The organism is Pseudomonas sp. BNK-44-b, assembly GCF_047456245.1.
Classification (GTDB): Bacteria; Pseudomonadota; Gammaproteobacteria; order Pseudomonadales; family Pseudomonadaceae; genus Aquipseudomonas; species Aquipseudomonas machongensis.
In genome coordinates, this window is sequence record NZ_CP179908.1 from 3,538,421 (window position 1) to 3,554,283 (window position 15,863).

The window sequence follows — 15,863 nt, forward strand, 5'->3', positions numbered from 1 at the left end:
GGCTCCTTAAAGGCTGTTGATCAAGGTGGCGAAGGTTTCCTGGGCCGCCTTGATGATTTGCGACGACGCGGTGTAGTACTGCTGGAACTTGATGAGGTTGCCGGTCTCTTCGTCGATCGACACCCCAGAGACGGCGTTGCGCCCATCGAGCGCCGACTTCTGCAGGGCATTGGTGGCGTCGGAGTCCATGCTTGCCTGGCCGGCCTTGCCGCCGACGTTGGACACGAGCTTGGCGTAGGCATCGGTCATGCTGATGCCCTTGCCGTCGGCGCCGACTTCCACGGTGGACTTGGTCTGCAGGTCGATCACCGACTTGGCGTTACGGTTATCGGACGAGCCTGCGCCGGTCAGCGAGACGGTGAAACTGTCACCGTTCTTCGGCGCGCCCGCGACTTCCATCTCGAAGGTGAACGAGCGCTGGGTGGCGCCGTCCATGATCGGGTTACCGGCGCCATCGACCATCGGCACCGAGAGCTGCAGCTTGTTGCTCTGGCCGGGCACGATGGTGCCGGTGCCGATGGAGTTGCCCTTGGCGTCGTACAGGGTGTAGCCCTGCGGGGACGCGGAGTCGTCGCCGAACACCAGCTTGACCGGGGTCGAATACTTCAGGCCGGTCTGCAACTGAGTGCGATCGGTGGCGTTGTAGATGTCCAGCTTGGAGGTCAGGTTCGGCTGGGTGATCTGCCCGGTGCCCTTGTTGCCCGAGCCGCTCACTGCACCCAACGGCGCGGACAGCGCCAGGCGCTTGGGATCGGTGAGCACCGACTCGATACCGGCTGCGGCGTTGCGGGTCGGGGTGATCTTGAAGCTGTCGCCAGCGGCAACGGCGCCACCATTGAGCGAGAGGCTGAAGCCATCGATCACTTTCGGTGGGTTGTCGTTAAGGTCGAAGTTGCCCATGTCGGTGCCTTCGGGCAGCTTGCGCACGTTGTAGCCGGTGGCACTGGTGAAGGTCACCTGGTAGTCGCTGGTGCCGAGCTTACCGGTGTCCTTGATGGTCACATCGAGGTTGCCGGAGCCTGCACTGTTGCCCTGGCGGGCGATACTGCGCTCGCTGATGGCCTTGGCGCTGTTGATGTCGCCGAACAGCAGCGCGCCGAATTCACCATTCTTGTCCACGCCCTGGCCGAGCTGGCTGTTGATCGCATCGGACACTACCAGTGCCACCCGGCCCAGCTCGTTGAGCGCAGGGTCCAGGGTGTCCTTGCGGTAGCGCAGCAGGCCACCGAGCTCGCCACCGGTGGTGGAATCGGTGATATCCATCTTGGTGCTGCCGCGGTTGATCATCAGGCTCATGCGCGTCGGATCGTTGCGGTTTGGCGCGACCTCGAGGGTCTGGGTGGTCTTGCCCAGCACCAATGCCTGGCCGTTGGGCAGGTAGATGTCGTAGTTGCCTTCGCGCTCCACCACCTGGCTGCCGATCAGCTTGTTCAGTTCGCGCACGGCGCCGTCACGCTGGTCGAGCAGATCGTTCGGCTGGCCCTGGATCGCCGACACGCGGGAGATCTGGTCGTTGTACTGGGCGATGGTCGAGGTGAGCTTGTTCACCTGATCGGCAATCGACGCCATGTTGGCGTTGATGTTGCTGTTCTGCTGATTGAGTTGCGTGGACAGGGTGTTGAAACGCTTGGCCAGCGATTGCGCGCTGGTCAGCAGCAACTGGCGAGAGGCATCTTCGTTGGGCTTGGCCGCAGCGTCCTGCATGGCGGTGAAGAAGCTTTTCAGGGCAGCCGTGATACCGGTATCAGCGCTCGACAGGGCAGTGTCGAGCGGATTGATCTGGTTCAGGTACGAGTTGGCATCGCTGGACAGCGAGGTGGTGGTGCGCAGCTGGTTCTCGAGGAACGAGTTGTACACCCGGCGCACGTCGGCCAGCGTGGTGCCGCTGCCGATGAAGACGTTGCCGTTCTGCTGCGAGCCTTTGGTCTTCTGCACGTTCTGCTGGCGCGAGTAACTGTCCACATCGGCGTTGGCGATGTTGTTACCCAGGGTGTACATCCCCGACTGCGCGGCACCCAGCCCCGACATGCCAATATTGATCAAGCTCGCCATGATTCGCTGCCCTTAAAGTTGCGTGGTGGTCCCGAGCATTGCGTAGCTCGTGTCCGACTTCATCTGTCTTGCGATCTGCGAGATCTTGCTGGCGTAGTTCGGGTCGGTGGCATACCCGGCCTTCTGCAGCTCTCGCACAAACTGTTCTGGGTTATCGGCCGCCTTCACCGCATCTTGATAGCGCGCGTTGTTCTGCAGCAGGCTGACCAGGTCGTGGAAACTGTCCTGATAAGAGTCGTAGGAACGGAACGCGGCCGTCTCCTTGACGAACTGACCGTTGCGGAACTCGCTGGTGATCGCCCTCGCCTCGCCGCCCTGCCAATTGCCGGTGGCCTTGATGCCGAACAGGTTGTGGCTGCTGCTGCCATCGGTGTTGCGCATGACCGATTTGCCCCAGCCGGTTTCCAGGGCGGCCTGGGCCACCAGGTAACGCGGGTCGATACCGATGCGCTTGGCGGCCTGCTCGGCCATCGGCAGCATGGTGGCGACGAACTCGTCGCTGTCGGCGAAGGCTTTCTTCGGCGCCAGCGGCGGCTGGGCCACCGCGCGCCCGAGAATCTGCATGCCACGCCCTGGCGCGGCGAAGGCCTGGGCCGGCTCCCAGTCACCGGTGGCCACGCCACCGGGCGGGATGTCGCCACGGCCCGGCAACGCCGCGGTGTTGGTCGCCGCAGGATTGCCCGCCGACGGCACGATGCCGGCGAGCAGACGGTCGGTGAGCTTGCCCGGCAGCGCCAGACGCCGCGCATTGAGCGCCGCAACGTCGTTGCGGGTTGACGTCGATTCGACGGCGTGGGCAGGTGCGACCACTTTCGTGCCCCACAGCGCCGGCGCATTGCCGTCGATACGCGGGAACGGGCTGGTGTTCGGGCGCACGCCCTTGTTCTTCGACAACTGACGCACCAGCACGTCCTGCAGGCCGATACCGCCGCCTTCACGGGACATGCTCACGGCCAACTGCTGGTCGTACATGTCGCGGTACTGCTTGACCGTCTCGGTATTCATCGGATCGTCGGCAGCCAGCACATCGCCGGCCTTGCGCGAGGCCTTGAGCATTTCGCCGATGAACAGCGACTCGAACTCCTGGGCCACCTTGCGGATGTTGGCATCGCTGTCACGGTCCCCGTGCTTGAGCGAGCTCAGACGGTTGAGGTCGGTGTAGGCGCCGCTGTCGGCGGAACTTGAAACCAGGCTCTTCGGATTCATCGCCAGCGTCCTCAGATCACGATCAGGTCGGCCTGCAAGGCGCCGGCCTGTTTCAGGGCTTCGAGGATCGCCATCAGGTCGCCCGGTGCCGCGCCGACCTGGTTCACCGCACGGACGATTTCATCCAGCGTGGTCCCCGGGCCGAACTTGAACATCGGCTTGGCTTCCTGTTGCGCATTGATCCGCGACCGTGGCACCACGGCAGTCTGACCGTTGGAGAACGGCCCCGGCTGGCTGACGATCGGGTCTTCGGTGATGGTCACGGTCAGGCTGCCGTGGGTGACGGCGGCCGGCGATACCTTGACGTTCTGGCCGATGACGATGGTGCCGGTACGCGAGTTGATGATGACCTTGGCCACGGCCTGGCCCGGATCGATCTCCAGGTTCTCGAGGATCGACAGGTAGTCGACCCGCTGGCTCGGGTCCATGGGCGCGGTGACGCGCACCGAACCGCCGTCCAGCGCCTGGGCAACGCCCGGGCCGAGCAGTTCGTTGACCTTGTCGACGATGCGCTTGGCGGTGGTGAAATCAGGACGGTTGAGGTTCAGGGTCAGGCTGTTGCCCTGGTTGAAGCCGCTCGGCACCGCTCGCTCGACCGAAGCGCCGCCAGGGATGCGACCGGCAGACGGCACGTTGACGGTGATCTTCGAGCCATCGCGACCTTCGGCATCAAAACCACCGACCACCAGGTTGCCCTGGGCAATGGCGTAGACGTTGCCGTCGATCCCTTTGAGCGGGGTCATCAGCAGGCTGCCGCCACGCAGGCTCTTGGAGTTGCCGATCGAGGACACGGTGATGTCGATCACCTGGCCAGGCTTGGCGAAGGCAGGCAGGTCGGCGTGCACCGATACTGCAGCGACGTTCTTCAACTGCACGTTGCCCGAACCTGGCGGCACCTTGATGCCGAACTGCGACAGCATGTTGTTGAAGGTCTGCAGGGTGAACGGAGTCTGGGTGGTCTGGTCACCGGTGCCGTTGAGCCCCACCACCAGGCCGTAGCCGATCAACTGGTTGGCGCGCACGCCGGAAATGCTGGCGATATCCTTCAGGCGCTCGGCGTGGGCGCCGAACGCGAAGGACAGGAGCAAGGTCGCGGCAATCAACTGCCTGGCGTTGAACATGGTCATCCGTACTCAGAAGGGCCAAAGCGGGCTCATGAAGAAGCGGTCCAGCCACCCGGGCTGGCTGGCATCGGCGAAGGAGCCGGTGCCCGAATAGGTGATGCGCGCGTCGGCCACACGGGTGGACGGCACGGTGTTGTCGGTGGCGATATCGTCGGCGCGGATCAGACCGGCGATACGCACCAGCTCTTCGCCGGTATTGAGGGTCATCCACTTCTCGCCGCGCACGGCGATGATGCCGTTGGGCAGTACATCGGCCACCGTCACGGTGATCGAGCCGGTCAGGGTGTTGCCCTGGCTGGCCTGGCTGGCACCCTTGGTGGCGCGCTCTCCCTTGTACCCCGCGTTGAGCGACAGGTCGCCGCCGCCGAACGGGTTGTTGGTGTTGGGGGTGGTGCCAAACAGCGAGGTCAGGCCGATATTGGCGTTGCTGTCTTTCTGGATCTGGGAGCCGGCGTTCTTGCTCGCCGAGGTACGCTCGTTGAGGGTGATGGTGATGATGTCACCGACACGAAACGCCTTGCGATCGCCGTACATGTTCTGCTCGAACCCTGCCTGGTAGATCGAACCGTTGTTGGCCGCCGACGGCAAAGGTGTACGCGGCAGTACAGGCGCGTAGTACGGGTCGTTGGGCTTTGCCGTCGGCGCAACGCAACCGGCCAGCAACACAGCCCCTCCCAGGGCGACGACGGACAACAGACGATTCATGACGCTTACCTCACGGTGTAACAGGCGCTGCAACAGCGGCCGGGTAGCTAGAGCCAGGACTTACAGTTGCTGGGTGACGAACGACAACATCTGGTCGGCGGTGGAGATGACCTTGGAGTTCATCTCGTAGGCGCGCTGGGTGGTGATCATGTTCACCAGCTCTTCGACGGTGCTGACGTTGGAGTTTTCCAGGGTCTGCTGCAGGGTGGTGCCGAAACCGTTCAGGCCCGGGGTACCGACCTGCGGCGCACCGCTGGCAGCGGTCTCGAAGAACAGGTTGTTGCCAATCGCCTGCAGGCCGGCCGGGTTGATGAAGTCCGCGGTCTGGATGTTGCCGATGATCTGCGCGGCCGGGTTGCCGGTGGTGGTGATCGACACGGTGCCGTCCTGGCCGACGGTGAAGGTCTGCGCCTCCGGCGGCACGACGATGGCAGGCTCCAGGGCGAAACCGTTGGCAGTCACGACCTGACCATCAGAGTTCAGGTGGAAGGTGCCGTCACGGGTGTAGGAGACAGTGCCATCGGGCTGCAGGACCTGGAAGAAACCACGACCATTGACCGCGAGATCCAGCGGGTTTTCGGTGGTCTGCAGGCTGCCGGTCTGGAAGTTCTTCTGGGTGCCGACGATGCGCACACCGGTACCGACCTGCAGGCCCGAAGGCAGCTCGCTGTCCTGAGTCGACTGGGCACCAGGCTGGCGCTTGGTCTGGTACAACAGGTCCTGGAACTCGGCACGGTCACGCTTGAAACCAGTGGTCGAGACGTTGGCCAGGTTGTTGGAGATGACCGTCAGGTTGGTGTCCTGTGCGGACAGGCCGGTTTTAGCGACCCAGAGAGCCGGAAGCATTTAGTGTTCTCCTCGTGCGCCTGTTTTACGGCACCCGTTCAAAAGTGATTAGCTGATTTGCAAAACCCGAGCCATGGCTTCGTCGCCCTGCTCGGCTGTTTTCATCATCTTGACGTGCAGTTCGAACTGGCGAGACAGGGCCAGCACCGAAGTCATCTCTTCGACGGCATTGACGTTGCTGCCTTCGAGGAAGCCCGACACCACGCGGACATTGACGTCCGCATCGGCCGGCTGACCGCTGTTGGTGTGGATCAGGCCGTCGAGGCCTTTGCTGATGCTCTTGATGTCGGGGTTGACCAGCTTGATCCGATCGACCTCGGCCATGACGCGCGGGTCTTCGCCCATGGCGCGGATGCTGATGGTGCCATCGTCACCGACCTCGACCTTCTGCTCGGGCGGAATGGCGATCGGGCCACCGTTGCCGATCACCGGCATGCCATTGCCGGCGCGCAACACGCCGAGGGCGTCAATGTTCAGGCTGCCGGTGCGCACGTAGGCTTCGCTGCCATCCGGGGCCTGCACGGCGATGAAGCCATTGCCACTGACCGCCACGTCCAGCTCGCGACCAGTCTCGATCATCGGGCCCGCGGTAAAGTCGGTGGCAGGCCGCTCGCTCATGGCGAAGGCACGCGCCGGAAAGCTGTCGCCGAACACCGGCATCGAGCGCGCCTGCTCCAGGTCACGCTGAAAACCAGTGGTGGAAACGTTCGCCAGGTTGTTGGCGTGGGCCTTCTGTGCCACCGCATTCTGGGCGGCACCGGTCATGGCCACGTAAAGCATCTTGTCCACAGTCATCCTCCGCTGCACTGGCGATCGATTGCCGCTCACCGTTGCTGTGCAGGCTGTAAAGCAAGTTCCGAACCAACTTTCTTCAAGGCAAGAAAAAGCCCGTGAATACGGGCCTTTAGCGGTTTTCGTCGAGGGTGCAACGTCGGTTATCCGGCGCTGCTTTGCCGCTGGCGGCAAGGGGGTGCCAAAGTTCAGCAATAGCAGTGTTGCTAGTCGCGACACCCGCCATTGTTGTATGGCCCGGCAAAGCGCTTCCAGCCCTCCCCCGGCGACCACTGCGAACACACCAGTCGCCCATCCACCTGACTTTCCCAATGCCACCACGGCGCGGTTCCGGCCTGAGCCTGGAGCAGACACAGCGCCGCAAGCAGCGCGACAGCCAGCTTTTTCATGATCCCTCCTGCAAAAACGACGAACCCCTTCACGGGAAAGGGGTTCGTCCAGACACGCTCAGTCAGCGACCATCAGGTCATCTGGATGATGGTCTGCATGATGGTGCTTTCGGTGGAGATGGTCTTGGCGTTGGCCTGGTAGTTGCTCTGCGCCTTGATCAGCTCGACCAGCTCCTGGGTCAGGTTGACGTTGGACGCCTCCAGGGAGTTGGACTCGACCGAACCGAGGGTGCCGGTCTTCGGCGCATCGATGCCCGGAATACCCGAGGAGAAGGTTTCCTTCCAACGAGTACCGCCAATCTGCTGCAGGCCCTGGTCGTTGGCGAAGCTGGCAATCGCAACCTGGCCGATGGCGCGGGACTGCTGGTTGCTGAAGCTTGCGAACATCACCCCGGTGGAGTCGATCGACAGGCTCGACAGGATGCCAGTGGCATAGCCGTCCTGGTTCTGCGACATGCGCGCGGTCTCGGTGTTGTACGAGGTGGTGCTGTTCATGGCCAGGCGCATGCCGTCGGCATTGCCATCCGAACCGTTGGCCGCCCAGTTGCCTGCGGCATCCTTCGCGGCCGGGATCCAGCCCTTGAGACTGAAGGTGTTGTTGGTCACGCTCCAGTTGGCCGCCGGCACCGTGGTGTTGTCGGTGGTCATGGCCTTGATGCTGCCGTCGGAGTTGAAGGTCATGGTGCCGGTCAGCGGCGTGGTGCTGCCCGGGTTGAGCGGGTTGCGACCATCGACCAGGGTGTACATGGTCCACTCGTTGGTGCCGGTCTTGCGGTAGAACTGCTCCATGGTGTGCTCGTTACCCTGGCTGTCGTACACCTTGGTCGGGAAGGACTTGGTGTAGGTCGACTGGTCGGCCGGGTCGAACGGCTTGTTCGGCACCATCACAGGCGGGGTCGCGCCGTTGGACACTTCCAGCGGGATGGTGTCGGCGGAGGAGTTCAGGTTGATGCCCTGGTCGATCAAGGTGGTGGCCTTGGGGGCCAGCGCCGAGGTATCGATCTTCAGGTTGGTGAGGATGCCCTTCTGGATCTTGCCGGTGCTGTCGGCGGCATAACCTTGCAGGTTCAAGCCATCGGAGGTGACCACGTTGTTGTCCTTGTCGGTGCGGAAGGCACCGGCACGGGTGTAGGTCAGCGAGCCGTTGTCGGAGAGAACGAAGTAGCCCTGCCCCTGGATACCCATGTCCAGCACGTTGCCGGTGTTGTTCACGTCACCCTGGGTGAACTGCTGCGACACCGCTGCCAGGCGGACACCGTTACCGACCTGGTTCTGGCCCACGCCCAGGCGGTTGGCACCGGCGTAGACGTCGGCGAACTCGGCACGGGACGACTTGAAACCCGTGGTGTTGACGTTGGCGATGTTGTTGCCGGTAACGTCGAGCTGCTTGTTGGCTGCGTAGAGACCGCTAAGGCCGATATTGAAAGACATGCTTTGCTCCTTCTGCCGAACAGGCCGGCCTTAGATTCCGATGGTTTGTACTTTGGAGATGCCGACCTTGCCGATACCTGCCAGGTTGAGCATCATCTCGCCGCCAGTGCCGCCCACGGTGACACTGGTGACGGTGGCTGGCAGCAGCGTGTACATCTCCTGAGCCTTGCCATCGACGGTGGTCGTCGCGGTAAAGGTGTAGTTGCCCGCCGCGACCTTCTCGCCCTTGTCGTTGGTGCCATCCCAGATGAAGTCGGCAGTGCCTTTCTTCTGTTCGCCCAACTGGATGGTCTTGACGACATTGCCATCCTTGTCCTTGATCGTGACCTTGCCGCTCTCGATGTTCTGCGGCACCACGACCTGACCATTGAAGCTCTTGGTCGGATCGACCAACGCCTTGTCGTTCTGCACGATCACCGAGCGACCGACCAGCGACGACGCCTGCAGCGCCTGGGACGAACCCAGCGAACCGGTAATGGCATTGACCGACTCGTTGAGGGTCTGGATACCCTCCAGGCTGCTGAACTGCGCCAGCTGGGCAACGAATTCACCGTTGTCCTGCGGGTCGAGCGGGTTCTGGTGCTGCATCTGGGTGACCAGCAACTGCAGGAAGGCATCCTTGCCGAGCGCGTTCTTGTCGGTCGGCTCGCTGGTTGGCTTCTTGGTGCCGTTGCTAACACCAGAATTGGCGAGCACATCATTGATATTGACTGCCATGCGTTGCGCTCCTCAATCACTGACCCAGGGTCAGCACCTTCTGCATCATGGTCTTGGCGGTGTTCATCAGTTCGGCGTTGGTCTGGAACGCACGGCTGGCGGAGATCATGTCAGCCATTTCCTCGACCACGTTGACGTTCGGGTAGTAGACGTAGCCGTCCTTGTTCGCCGCCGGATGATTGGGCTCGTAGCGGGCTTCCAGATTGCTCTGGTCCTCGATGATCCCCTTGACCTGCACACCTTGGCCGGCCTGGCCCTGGTCGTCGAACAGCGACTGGCCGGCACCGTTCTGGGCCTGCTCGAAGGTGGTGGCGAACACAGGGTGGCGCGCGCGGTAGGTCTGATCGATGCTCGAGGAGACGGTCTCGGCGTTGGCGATGTTCGAGGCGACGGTGTTAAGGCGCGTGTTCTGCGCGCTCATGCCGCTACCGGCGATGTTGAAGACACTGGCAAGGGACATGGTCACTCTCCACGCAGGGCCGATACCAGCCCTTTGAATTTACTGTTGAGCAAGGTGAAGCTGGCCTGGAAGTCGATCGCGTTCTGCGCATAGTTCGACTGTTCGATCTGGGCATCGACGGTGTTCTGATCGATCGACGGCTGCATCGGCGTGCGGTACTTGAGGCTGTCGTCGGCCATGGCCAGGCCTTCGGCCTCGATGTGATGGCCGTTGGTGCGGGTCAGCGAGATACGCCCGTTGCTTTGTTTGTCTGCCTCGGCGGCAAGCACCGAGGAGAAATCCATGTCACGCGACTTGTAGTTGGGCGTGTCGGCGTTGGCGATGTTGTTGGCCAGCACCTCGGCGCGCTGGGCGCGGAAGCCCAGTGCCTTTTCATGGATGCCGAGGGCCTTGTCGAAGCTGATGCTCATGTCGGGGAACCTTCGAAGGTTGACCAGCGTTGCGTTGGCCAAGCTATAGCAAGGCCTGTGCCAACAGGCGCAACCCCAGTAATACCGGGCATCGGCTGTATCAGTGAGCAGCGGCAATGCCAGAAAAGCGGCAAAGTGCTTCCGCTTGGTGGCGGGTGAGCGGCAATTGCAGAGCGGCAAAAGCGGCAATCCAAAAAATTGACGTCAACAGACCAGTGTTATTTTGCCATCACTGCGAGTAGCATTCGCGACCGCGCAGAAATGTGGCATGAGGCCACTAGTTACGGTTTCAGGCACAGCATGGATGCGCACTGTCCCCATTGCCTTCCAAGGAAGAAACCGTGTCCCCGCTGACCTATCGCAAGACCCTGCTGGCCCTGGCAATTGCCGCCTGCGCCCTGCCTGCCCACGGCCAGACCGTCCAGCTTACCGATGCCGGCTTCACCTCAAGCCACCAGAGCTACGCGAACGGGCTCGAGTTCGGCGGCAGCTTCACCAATATTTCCCGCAGTGCGATCGTGCTTGACGACGCCACCGTACAGGGCGGCTTGACCTTCAACAGCCCGGTCAACGACAACGACCGCACCACCGTGGACATGGTCAATCGCAGCGATGCCCTCACCCTGCGCAACAGCCAGGTGACCGGCGACCTGGTGAACCAGGCCTTCGTCAGGAGCACCAGCCTCGATGGCAATGCGCTGAAAATCAGCAATACCACGCTCGATGGCAACCTGATCAACCAGGGCACGCTCCAGGCCGGCACCGGCATCGGCATCATCAACCGACGAGAGGCCTACGGCATCAACCTGGCCAGCGCCACCGGTCAATCGACGCTGATCAAGGGCGACGTGGTCAATGCCCAGAATGCCAAGATCCGCGCCTATGGCTACAACGCGATCACTCTCAACCTCGCCGGTGCCACCGTGCAGGGCAAGATCATCAACCGCGGCGCCATCGAAAGCAGCGGCCCCAATGCCATCAGCGTCAACGCCACTTCGCGCGGCGGCGCCACCGGCATGCCAACCCGCCTGGACAGCATCGAAAACCACGGCAATATCGTCGCCAGCGACACCAATAGCCAGGCCATCGCGCTCGACGGTGCAACCCTGACCACCAGCCTCGGGCGACACATCGACAACCGTGGCTCGATCTACGCCCTGAGCGGCACCGGCATTCGCATCGGCGATGTCGCATACGACGCCCCCGGCCAGCAACCCTGGTACCGTGACCACGGCGACCTGAACATCTTCAACAGCGGCATCATCATGGCCCAGGTGGCCATCGACGCCAGCCACAGCAATCGGCCGGTCGAACTCATCCTGCGCGAGGGCAGCCAGATCACCGGCATGCTGGACGGGCTGAGCAACATCGAGGTCGAAGGTGACAGCGAGTTCCAGGCCCACTACCTGCCCCACAGCACCCCGGACATCCGCCTCAAGCCTGGTGGCTGGATCGAAGTCGGCAACCTGAGCGACGACACCCGTGCAACCTTGTCACTGACCGCGGCCCGCACCGTGATCGACGGCAACCTGTCGATCGCCGGCAACTCCGCGCTGGGCCTGGAGCTGTCCAGCGAAACCGACCCGAGCGTGGCGGTACTCAAGGTCAGCGGCACCAGCAAGTTCGAACAAGGCTCGCGCATCGCCCTGCACGCCGACGAAGAGGACTTCCAGCCGTCCGGATCGCGCTACCTGCTGGTCGAGGCCGGCCAGGTACAGCTGGTGGACACCGCCGGCCACGACCTTGACCCCAACGGCATCCAGGTCACCAGCACCTCGGCACTGCTGCGCGTGCAGAGCAGCGCGGTGGAAGACAACAAGATCTACGCGCAAGTCACGACCAAGCCGGTCGACGAGATCACCGAAATCGTCAAGGAAGGCGGCGGCAACGGCAATGCCCAGGGCGCTATCGGTAACGCCATCAACAATGGCCTCCTGGCTCAACTGCCCAAAGGCGACCCGCTGCTGGCCTACGCCGCCACCGCCGACCAGGCCCAGGTCGCGAGACTGGCCCGCCAGCTGACCCCGGAAGTCAACGGCGGCGCCCGCCAGGCGGCCACCGGAAGCCAGCGCATGATCGGCAACGCCATCAGCAGCCGTGCCAGCAGCCTGCGTGGCGCCTCTTCGGGCGAAGGCTTCAGCCAGGCCGGCGTGTGGATTCAATCGCTGTACAGCGACGCCACCCAGAACAACCGTGACGGCGTGGCCGGTTACAACGCCTACAGTCGCGGCATTGCCGTCGGCGCTGATGGCAAGTTCAACGACCAGCTCACCCTGGGCCTGGCTTACAGCTTCCTGGACACCGACGTCAACGGCAGCAGTGGCAACAAGACTTCGGTAGAGAGCCATGCCTTCACCCTGTACAGCGCTTACACCCTGGGCAACTACTTCGTCGACGCCAGCCTGACCTACGGCCTGGGCGACAACGAAGGCAAGCGCGAGATCGCTGATACCCGAGCCAAGGCCGATTACGACAGCGACCAGCTGGCCGTGAACCTGGTCGGTGGCTACACCTGGCACATCAACCCGCAACTGCTGGTCGAGCCACGCGTGGCCGCGCGCTACAGCCGTGTCGATATCGATGGCTACCGCGAGAAAGGCTCGTCCGCCGCGCTCAAGGTCGAAGATGAACGCTACGAAGCGCTCGAACTCGGCGCAGGTGTGCGGGTAGCGGGCAGCTATGCCATTGGCGTCGGGACCCTGGAGCCGCAGTTGAAGCTGATGGGCTACCACGACTTCGCCGCCGACCAGACCAACAGCACCTCGACCTTCCTGCTTGGCAACACGCCATTCGTGACCCGCGGCGCGAGTGCCGTGCGCAACAGCTACGAGGCGGGCATTGGAGCAGACTACAAGCTGGGTGCGGTGAGCCTTGGGGTCAATTACAACTACGTGGGCAAGTCGGGCTTCAATGCCGACGTGTTCTCGGCGAAGGTGCGGTACGACTTCTGATCGCAACCTCCAACGATCCTGACCTTGCCGCCTGAAGACAAAAGCACAGGCAAGGTCTTGTGTTCGCAGTCCCGAAAACGAAAAGGCCGGTATCTCTCGATACCGGCCTTTTCATTCACTTGGCCTGATAGATGATCCCCGGACTGCACTGAACCATCTGGTAATGATCCGGCAAGCCATTGAGCGCCTCCGAAGCCCCCAGGAACAGGTACCCCCCTGGCTTGAGCGTCGCGTGGATACGCATGAGGATGTCTTTCTTCACCTGCGCGGAGAAGTAGATCAACACATTGCGGCAGAACACGATGTCGAACTTGCCCAGCGCCGCATAGCTGTCGAGCAGGTTGAAGGAGCGGAACTCCACCCGACTGCGAATCGCCGGCTTCACCGCCCAGCGCCCCGGCCCTTTCGGGTCGAAGTAGCGCTGCAGGCGCTCCTGCGACAAGCCACGGGCAATCGCCAGGCTATCGTACTCACCGGTCTTGCAGTTATTGAGCATGGCGCCGGAAAGATCAGTGGCGACGATCTGCGCCCCCATCTTCAACTGGCCCAGGTTGCTGCGCTCGAACTCATCGATGGCCATCGAGATCGAATACGGCTCCTGCCCCGACGAGCAGGCCGCCGACCACATGCGCAGGCGCTGACCGGGGTTGCTGCGGATGAACTCGGGAATCACCTTGTTCTTCAGTACTTCGAACGGATAGGTGTCGCGAAACCACAGGGTCTCGTTGGTGGTCATGGCATCGACCACCTGCTCGCGCAGGCCACTGCGGGGCTGGGTCTGGATGCGCTGCACCAGCTCACCCAAGCTCTTGATGCCCTGTTGCTCCATCAGCTTGTTGAGACGGCTGGACACCAGATACTGCTTATTTTCGCCCAGCAGGATGCCACAGGCTTTCTCCAGGAATACCCGGAACTGTTCGAAATCCAAATTACCCGTAGACAATGCTGCCGCCTCTTTTCAATCACTTGCGCCGGGGCTTGCCCCGGCCGTTTCAATGCGTTGCCTTGATCCGATCGACTACGCGCTGGGCCAGGTCGTCCGGCTTGAACTTGGCCAGAAAGTCGTCAGCGCCAACCTTCTTGACCATCGCCTGGTTGAACACGCCCGATAGCGAAGTATGCAGGACGATGTGCAATTTTTGCATGCGCGGATCGTTACGAATCTCGGCGGTGAGGGTATAGCCGTCCATTTCCGGCATTTCAATGTCGGAGATCATCATCAGGAACTCTTCCTCCGGCCGCTTGCCCTCATCCACCAGCTTGCGCAGGTAGTCCAGCGCCTGGCGGCCGTCGTTGAGCGCCACTACCTCCACGCCCACGGTCTGCAGGCAACGGCTGACCTGCTTGCGCGCCACCGACGAATCGTCGACGGTCAGTACCCGCAGCAACACGGCCTTGTCCTGCACCTCGGCATCGACCACGCCGGCGGAAACCGACTCCGAGGACGGCGCCACTTCCGCAAGCACCTTCTCGACATCGACGATCTCGACCATGCGGTTGTCTACCCGGGTGACCGCCGTCAGGTAGTGATCACGCCCGGTACCCTTGGGTGGTGGGTGGATCTCTTCCCAGTTCATGTTGACGATGCGCTCGACCGAGTGCACCAGGAAACCCTGGGTCTTGGTGTTGTACTCGGTAATGATCACGAAACTGTTACGGGTCTCTTCTTTCAGGCCCGGCAGCCCCGTCGCCATCGACAGGTCGAGGATGGGGATGGTCGCCCCACGAATGTTCGCCACACCGCGCACCACCGGATGGGACTTGGGCAACAGTGTCAGCTCCGGGCACTGCAGCACTTCCCGGACCTTGAACACGTTGATGCCGTAGAGTTGATCGCCATTGAGACGGAACAACAGCAGCTCGAGGCGATTCTGTCCAACCAGTTGCGTGCGCTGGTTGACCGAATCCATAACGCCAGCCATGCCAGACTCCTTCTATTTTTCTGCTCGCTTGCCAACAAGTCGGCACGGGCTTTGCTTTTTTGAGCGTATGTATACGAAAACGACATTTTTCCGACGACTGACGCGCCTGCTGGCCATCCCCCTGGCCATTGCATGCCTGCTCGCATCCGGCGCCCGCACGCTGGCGGATTCGTTTACCTTGCCTGAACAGCTTATCGGTGTCACCCAAGGGTTTCTTGAATTCACCGTCGAAGACTACATGACGCGCACCCAGACCGTGGGGCGTTATGACATCCAGGTCAACAATCTTGACCCACGCCTGCGCATGCCGGTGTGCAGCCAGCAACTGGACGCCTCGCTGGAAAGCCCGGCACAGCCGCTTGGGCGAGTGACGGTGCGGGTACGTTGCGACGGTACTTCGCCCTGGACAGTGTTCGTGCCGGCACAGGTCAAGCTGTTTCGCGACGTGGTGGTCATGACCCGCCCGCTCAAGCGCGAAAGCGTGATCGGTGAAGGTGACGTAGCCCTGCGCGAGCGTGACGTCAGCACCCTGGGCCAGGGCTTTCTGAGCGAACTCGACCAGGCCGTGGGCATGAAACTGCTGCGCCCGACCGTCCTTGACCAGGTCCTGACGCTGCAGCAACTGGAACAGGCGGATGTGATTCGCAAGGGCGACCACGTGGTGATCACCGCCCGCAGTGGCGGCCTGAGCGTACGCATGCCAGGCGAAGCCCTGAGCAAAGGCGGCCTGACCGAACAGATCCGCGTGCGTAATCTCAACTCCCAGCGCGTGGTCAAGGCCACGGTTGTCGGGCCGGGCCAGGTCGAAGTGGCGATGTAGAAAGAAGCCGCCGGCGGATCCTCGCCGACGAAATAATG

At 62.4% G+C, this 15,863-nt stretch carries 15 protein-coding genes; 2 read left to right on the plus strand and 13 right to left on the minus strand.

All coding sequences use genetic code 11. The annotated features are described in order from the left end of the window. Nucleotides 1-6: 6 nt before the first annotated feature. The 11 genes from flgK to flgB all read right to left on the minus strand — a co-directional run bounded on the left by flgK (nt 7) and on the right by flgB (nt 10,132). Complete coding sequence (gene flgK / locus ACMGGG_RS16185; RefSeq protein WP_414154050.1) at nt 7-2,052, minus strand: flagellar hook-associated protein FlgK; 2,046 nt, start codon at nt 2,050-2,052, stop codon at nt 7-9. A gap of 12 nt (nt 2,053-2,064) precedes the next feature. Then, nucleotides 2,065-3,258 carry a flagellar assembly peptidoglycan hydrolase FlgJ gene (flgJ, locus tag ACMGGG_RS16190; protein ID WP_414154051.1) on the minus strand — a complete coding sequence of 398 codons (1,194 nt, stop codon included), beginning with the start codon at nt 3,256-3,258 and terminating at the stop codon, nt 2,065-2,067. A gap of 11 nt (nt 3,259-3,269) precedes the next feature. Then, nucleotides 3,270-4,379 carry a flagellar basal body P-ring protein FlgI gene (locus ACMGGG_RS16195; protein WP_054891996.1) on the minus strand — a complete coding sequence of 370 codons (1,110 nt, stop codon included), beginning with the start codon at nt 4,377-4,379 and terminating at the stop codon, nt 3,270-3,272. Between the two features lie 12 nt (nt 4,380-4,391). Continuing rightward, on the minus strand, nt 4,392-5,087 hold the full coding sequence (gene flgH / locus ACMGGG_RS16200) for a flagellar basal body L-ring protein FlgH (protein ID WP_054891899.1): 696 nt from the start codon (nt 5,085-5,087) through the stop codon (nt 4,392-4,394). A gap of 60 nt (nt 5,088-5,147) precedes the next feature. After that, nucleotides 5,148-5,933, minus strand: a complete 786-nt coding sequence (flgG, locus tag ACMGGG_RS16205) for a flagellar basal-body rod protein FlgG (protein WP_063545695.1) — start codon at nt 5,931-5,933, stop codon at nt 5,148-5,150. A gap of 48 nt (nt 5,934-5,981) precedes the next feature. Next, on the minus strand, nt 5,982-6,722 hold the full coding sequence (locus tag ACMGGG_RS16210; RefSeq protein WP_054891901.1) for a flagellar basal body rod protein FlgF: 741 nt from the start codon (nt 6,720-6,722) through the stop codon (nt 5,982-5,984). A gap of 209 nt (nt 6,723-6,931) precedes the next feature. Then, nucleotides 6,932-7,114: a hypothetical protein gene (locus ACMGGG_RS16215; RefSeq protein WP_414154052.1), complete on the minus strand. Its 183-nt coding sequence runs from the start codon at nt 7,112-7,114 to the stop codon at nt 6,932-6,934. Nucleotides 7,115-7,186: 72 nt separating this feature from the next. Further along, nucleotides 7,187-8,545 (minus strand): flagellar hook protein FlgE, encoded by a 1,359-nt coding sequence (gene flgE, locus ACMGGG_RS16220; protein ID WP_063545696.1) that lies wholly within the window; start codon nt 8,543-8,545, stop codon nt 7,187-7,189. Between the two features lie 30 nt (nt 8,546-8,575). After that, entirely contained in the window at nt 8,576-9,262 is a 687-nt protein-coding gene (gene flgD, locus ACMGGG_RS16225) for a flagellar hook assembly protein FlgD (protein ID WP_063545697.1), read from the minus strand. A gap of 16 nt (nt 9,263-9,278) precedes the next feature. After that, the gene (gene flgC / locus ACMGGG_RS16230; protein WP_054891905.1) at nt 9,279-9,722 is read right to left on the minus strand and encodes a flagellar basal body rod protein FlgC; all 444 of its coding nucleotides are present in this window, start codon (nt 9,720-9,722) and stop codon (nt 9,279-9,281) included. A 2-nt stretch (nt 9,723-9,724) separates the two neighbouring features. Further along, nucleotides 9,725-10,132 carry a flagellar basal body rod protein FlgB gene (flgB, locus tag ACMGGG_RS16235; RefSeq protein ID WP_054891906.1) on the minus strand — a complete coding sequence of 136 codons (408 nt, stop codon included), beginning with the start codon at nt 10,130-10,132 and terminating at the stop codon, nt 9,725-9,727. A 341-nt stretch (nt 10,133-10,473) separates the two neighbouring features. Between flgB and ACMGGG_RS16240 the strand changes: the two genes are divergently transcribed. After that, nucleotides 10,474-13,083: an autotransporter outer membrane beta-barrel domain-containing protein gene (locus ACMGGG_RS16240; protein WP_414154053.1), complete on the plus strand. Its 2,610-nt coding sequence runs from the start codon at nt 10,474-10,476 to the stop codon at nt 13,081-13,083. 115 nt (nt 13,084-13,198) lie between these two features. On the opposite strand, the gene cheR is transcribed toward ACMGGG_RS16240, so the two are convergent. Then, complete coding sequence (gene cheR, locus ACMGGG_RS16245) at nt 13,199-14,026, minus strand: protein-glutamate O-methyltransferase CheR (RefSeq protein ID WP_054891907.1); 828 nt, start codon at nt 14,024-14,026, stop codon at nt 13,199-13,201. A gap of 49 nt (nt 14,027-14,075) precedes the next feature. Then, nucleotides 14,076-15,005, minus strand: a complete 930-nt coding sequence (locus ACMGGG_RS16250) for a chemotaxis protein CheV (protein WP_063545699.1) — start codon at nt 15,003-15,005, stop codon at nt 14,076-14,078. A gap of 67 nt (nt 15,006-15,072) precedes the next feature. Here ACMGGG_RS16250 and flgA point away from each other — a divergent pair, with 67 nt between their 5' ends. Next, nucleotides 15,073-15,825 (plus strand): flagellar basal body P-ring formation chaperone FlgA, encoded by a 753-nt coding sequence (flgA, locus tag ACMGGG_RS16255; protein ID WP_063545700.1) that lies wholly within the window; start codon nt 15,073-15,075, stop codon nt 15,823-15,825. The last annotated feature ends 38 nt before the right edge of the window (nt 15,826-15,863 follow it).

What these genes read in the sequence shown, in the direction of transcription:
- flgE (WP_063545696.1), bottom strand. Translation starts at nt 8,545, where the DNA reads ATGTCTTTCAATATCGGCCTTAGCGGTCTCTACGCAGCCAACAAGCAG.
- ACMGGG_RS16250 (WP_063545699.1), bottom strand. Translation starts at nt 15,005, where the DNA reads ATGGCTGGCGTTATGGATTCGGTCAACCAGCGCACGCAACTGGTTGGA.
- flgK (WP_414154050.1), bottom strand. Translation starts at nt 2,052, where the DNA reads ATGGCGAGCTTGATCAATATTGGCATGTCGGGGCTGGGTGCCGCGCAG.
- ACMGGG_RS16215 (WP_414154052.1), bottom strand. Translation starts at nt 7,114, where the DNA reads ATGAAAAAGCTGGCTGTCGCGCTGCTTGCGGCGCTGTGTCTGCTCCAG.
- flgG (WP_063545695.1), bottom strand. Translation starts at nt 5,933, where the DNA reads ATGCTTCCGGCTCTCTGGGTCGCTAAAACCGGCCTGTCCGCACAGGAC.
- flgA (WP_063545700.1), top strand. Translation starts at nt 15,073, where the DNA reads ATGTATACGAAAACGACATTTTTCCGACGACTGACGCGCCTGCTGGCC.
- flgC (WP_054891905.1), bottom strand. Translation starts at nt 9,722, where the DNA reads ATGTCCCTTGCCAGTGTCTTCAACATCGCCGGTAGCGGCATGAGCGCG.
- flgJ (WP_414154051.1), bottom strand. Translation starts at nt 3,258, where the DNA reads ATGAATCCGAAGAGCCTGGTTTCAAGTTCCGCCGACAGCGGCGCCTAC.
- flgB (WP_054891906.1), bottom strand. Translation starts at nt 10,132, where the DNA reads ATGAGCATCAGCTTCGACAAGGCCCTCGGCATCCATGAAAAGGCACTG.
- ACMGGG_RS16195 (WP_054891996.1), bottom strand. Translation starts at nt 4,379, where the DNA reads ATGTTCAACGCCAGGCAGTTGATTGCCGCGACCTTGCTCCTGTCCTTC.
- flgD (WP_063545697.1), bottom strand. Translation starts at nt 9,262, where the DNA reads ATGGCAGTCAATATCAATGATGTGCTCGCCAATTCTGGTGTTAGCAAC.
- flgH (WP_054891899.1), bottom strand. Translation starts at nt 5,087, where the DNA reads ATGAATCGTCTGTTGTCCGTCGTCGCCCTGGGAGGGGCTGTGTTGCTG.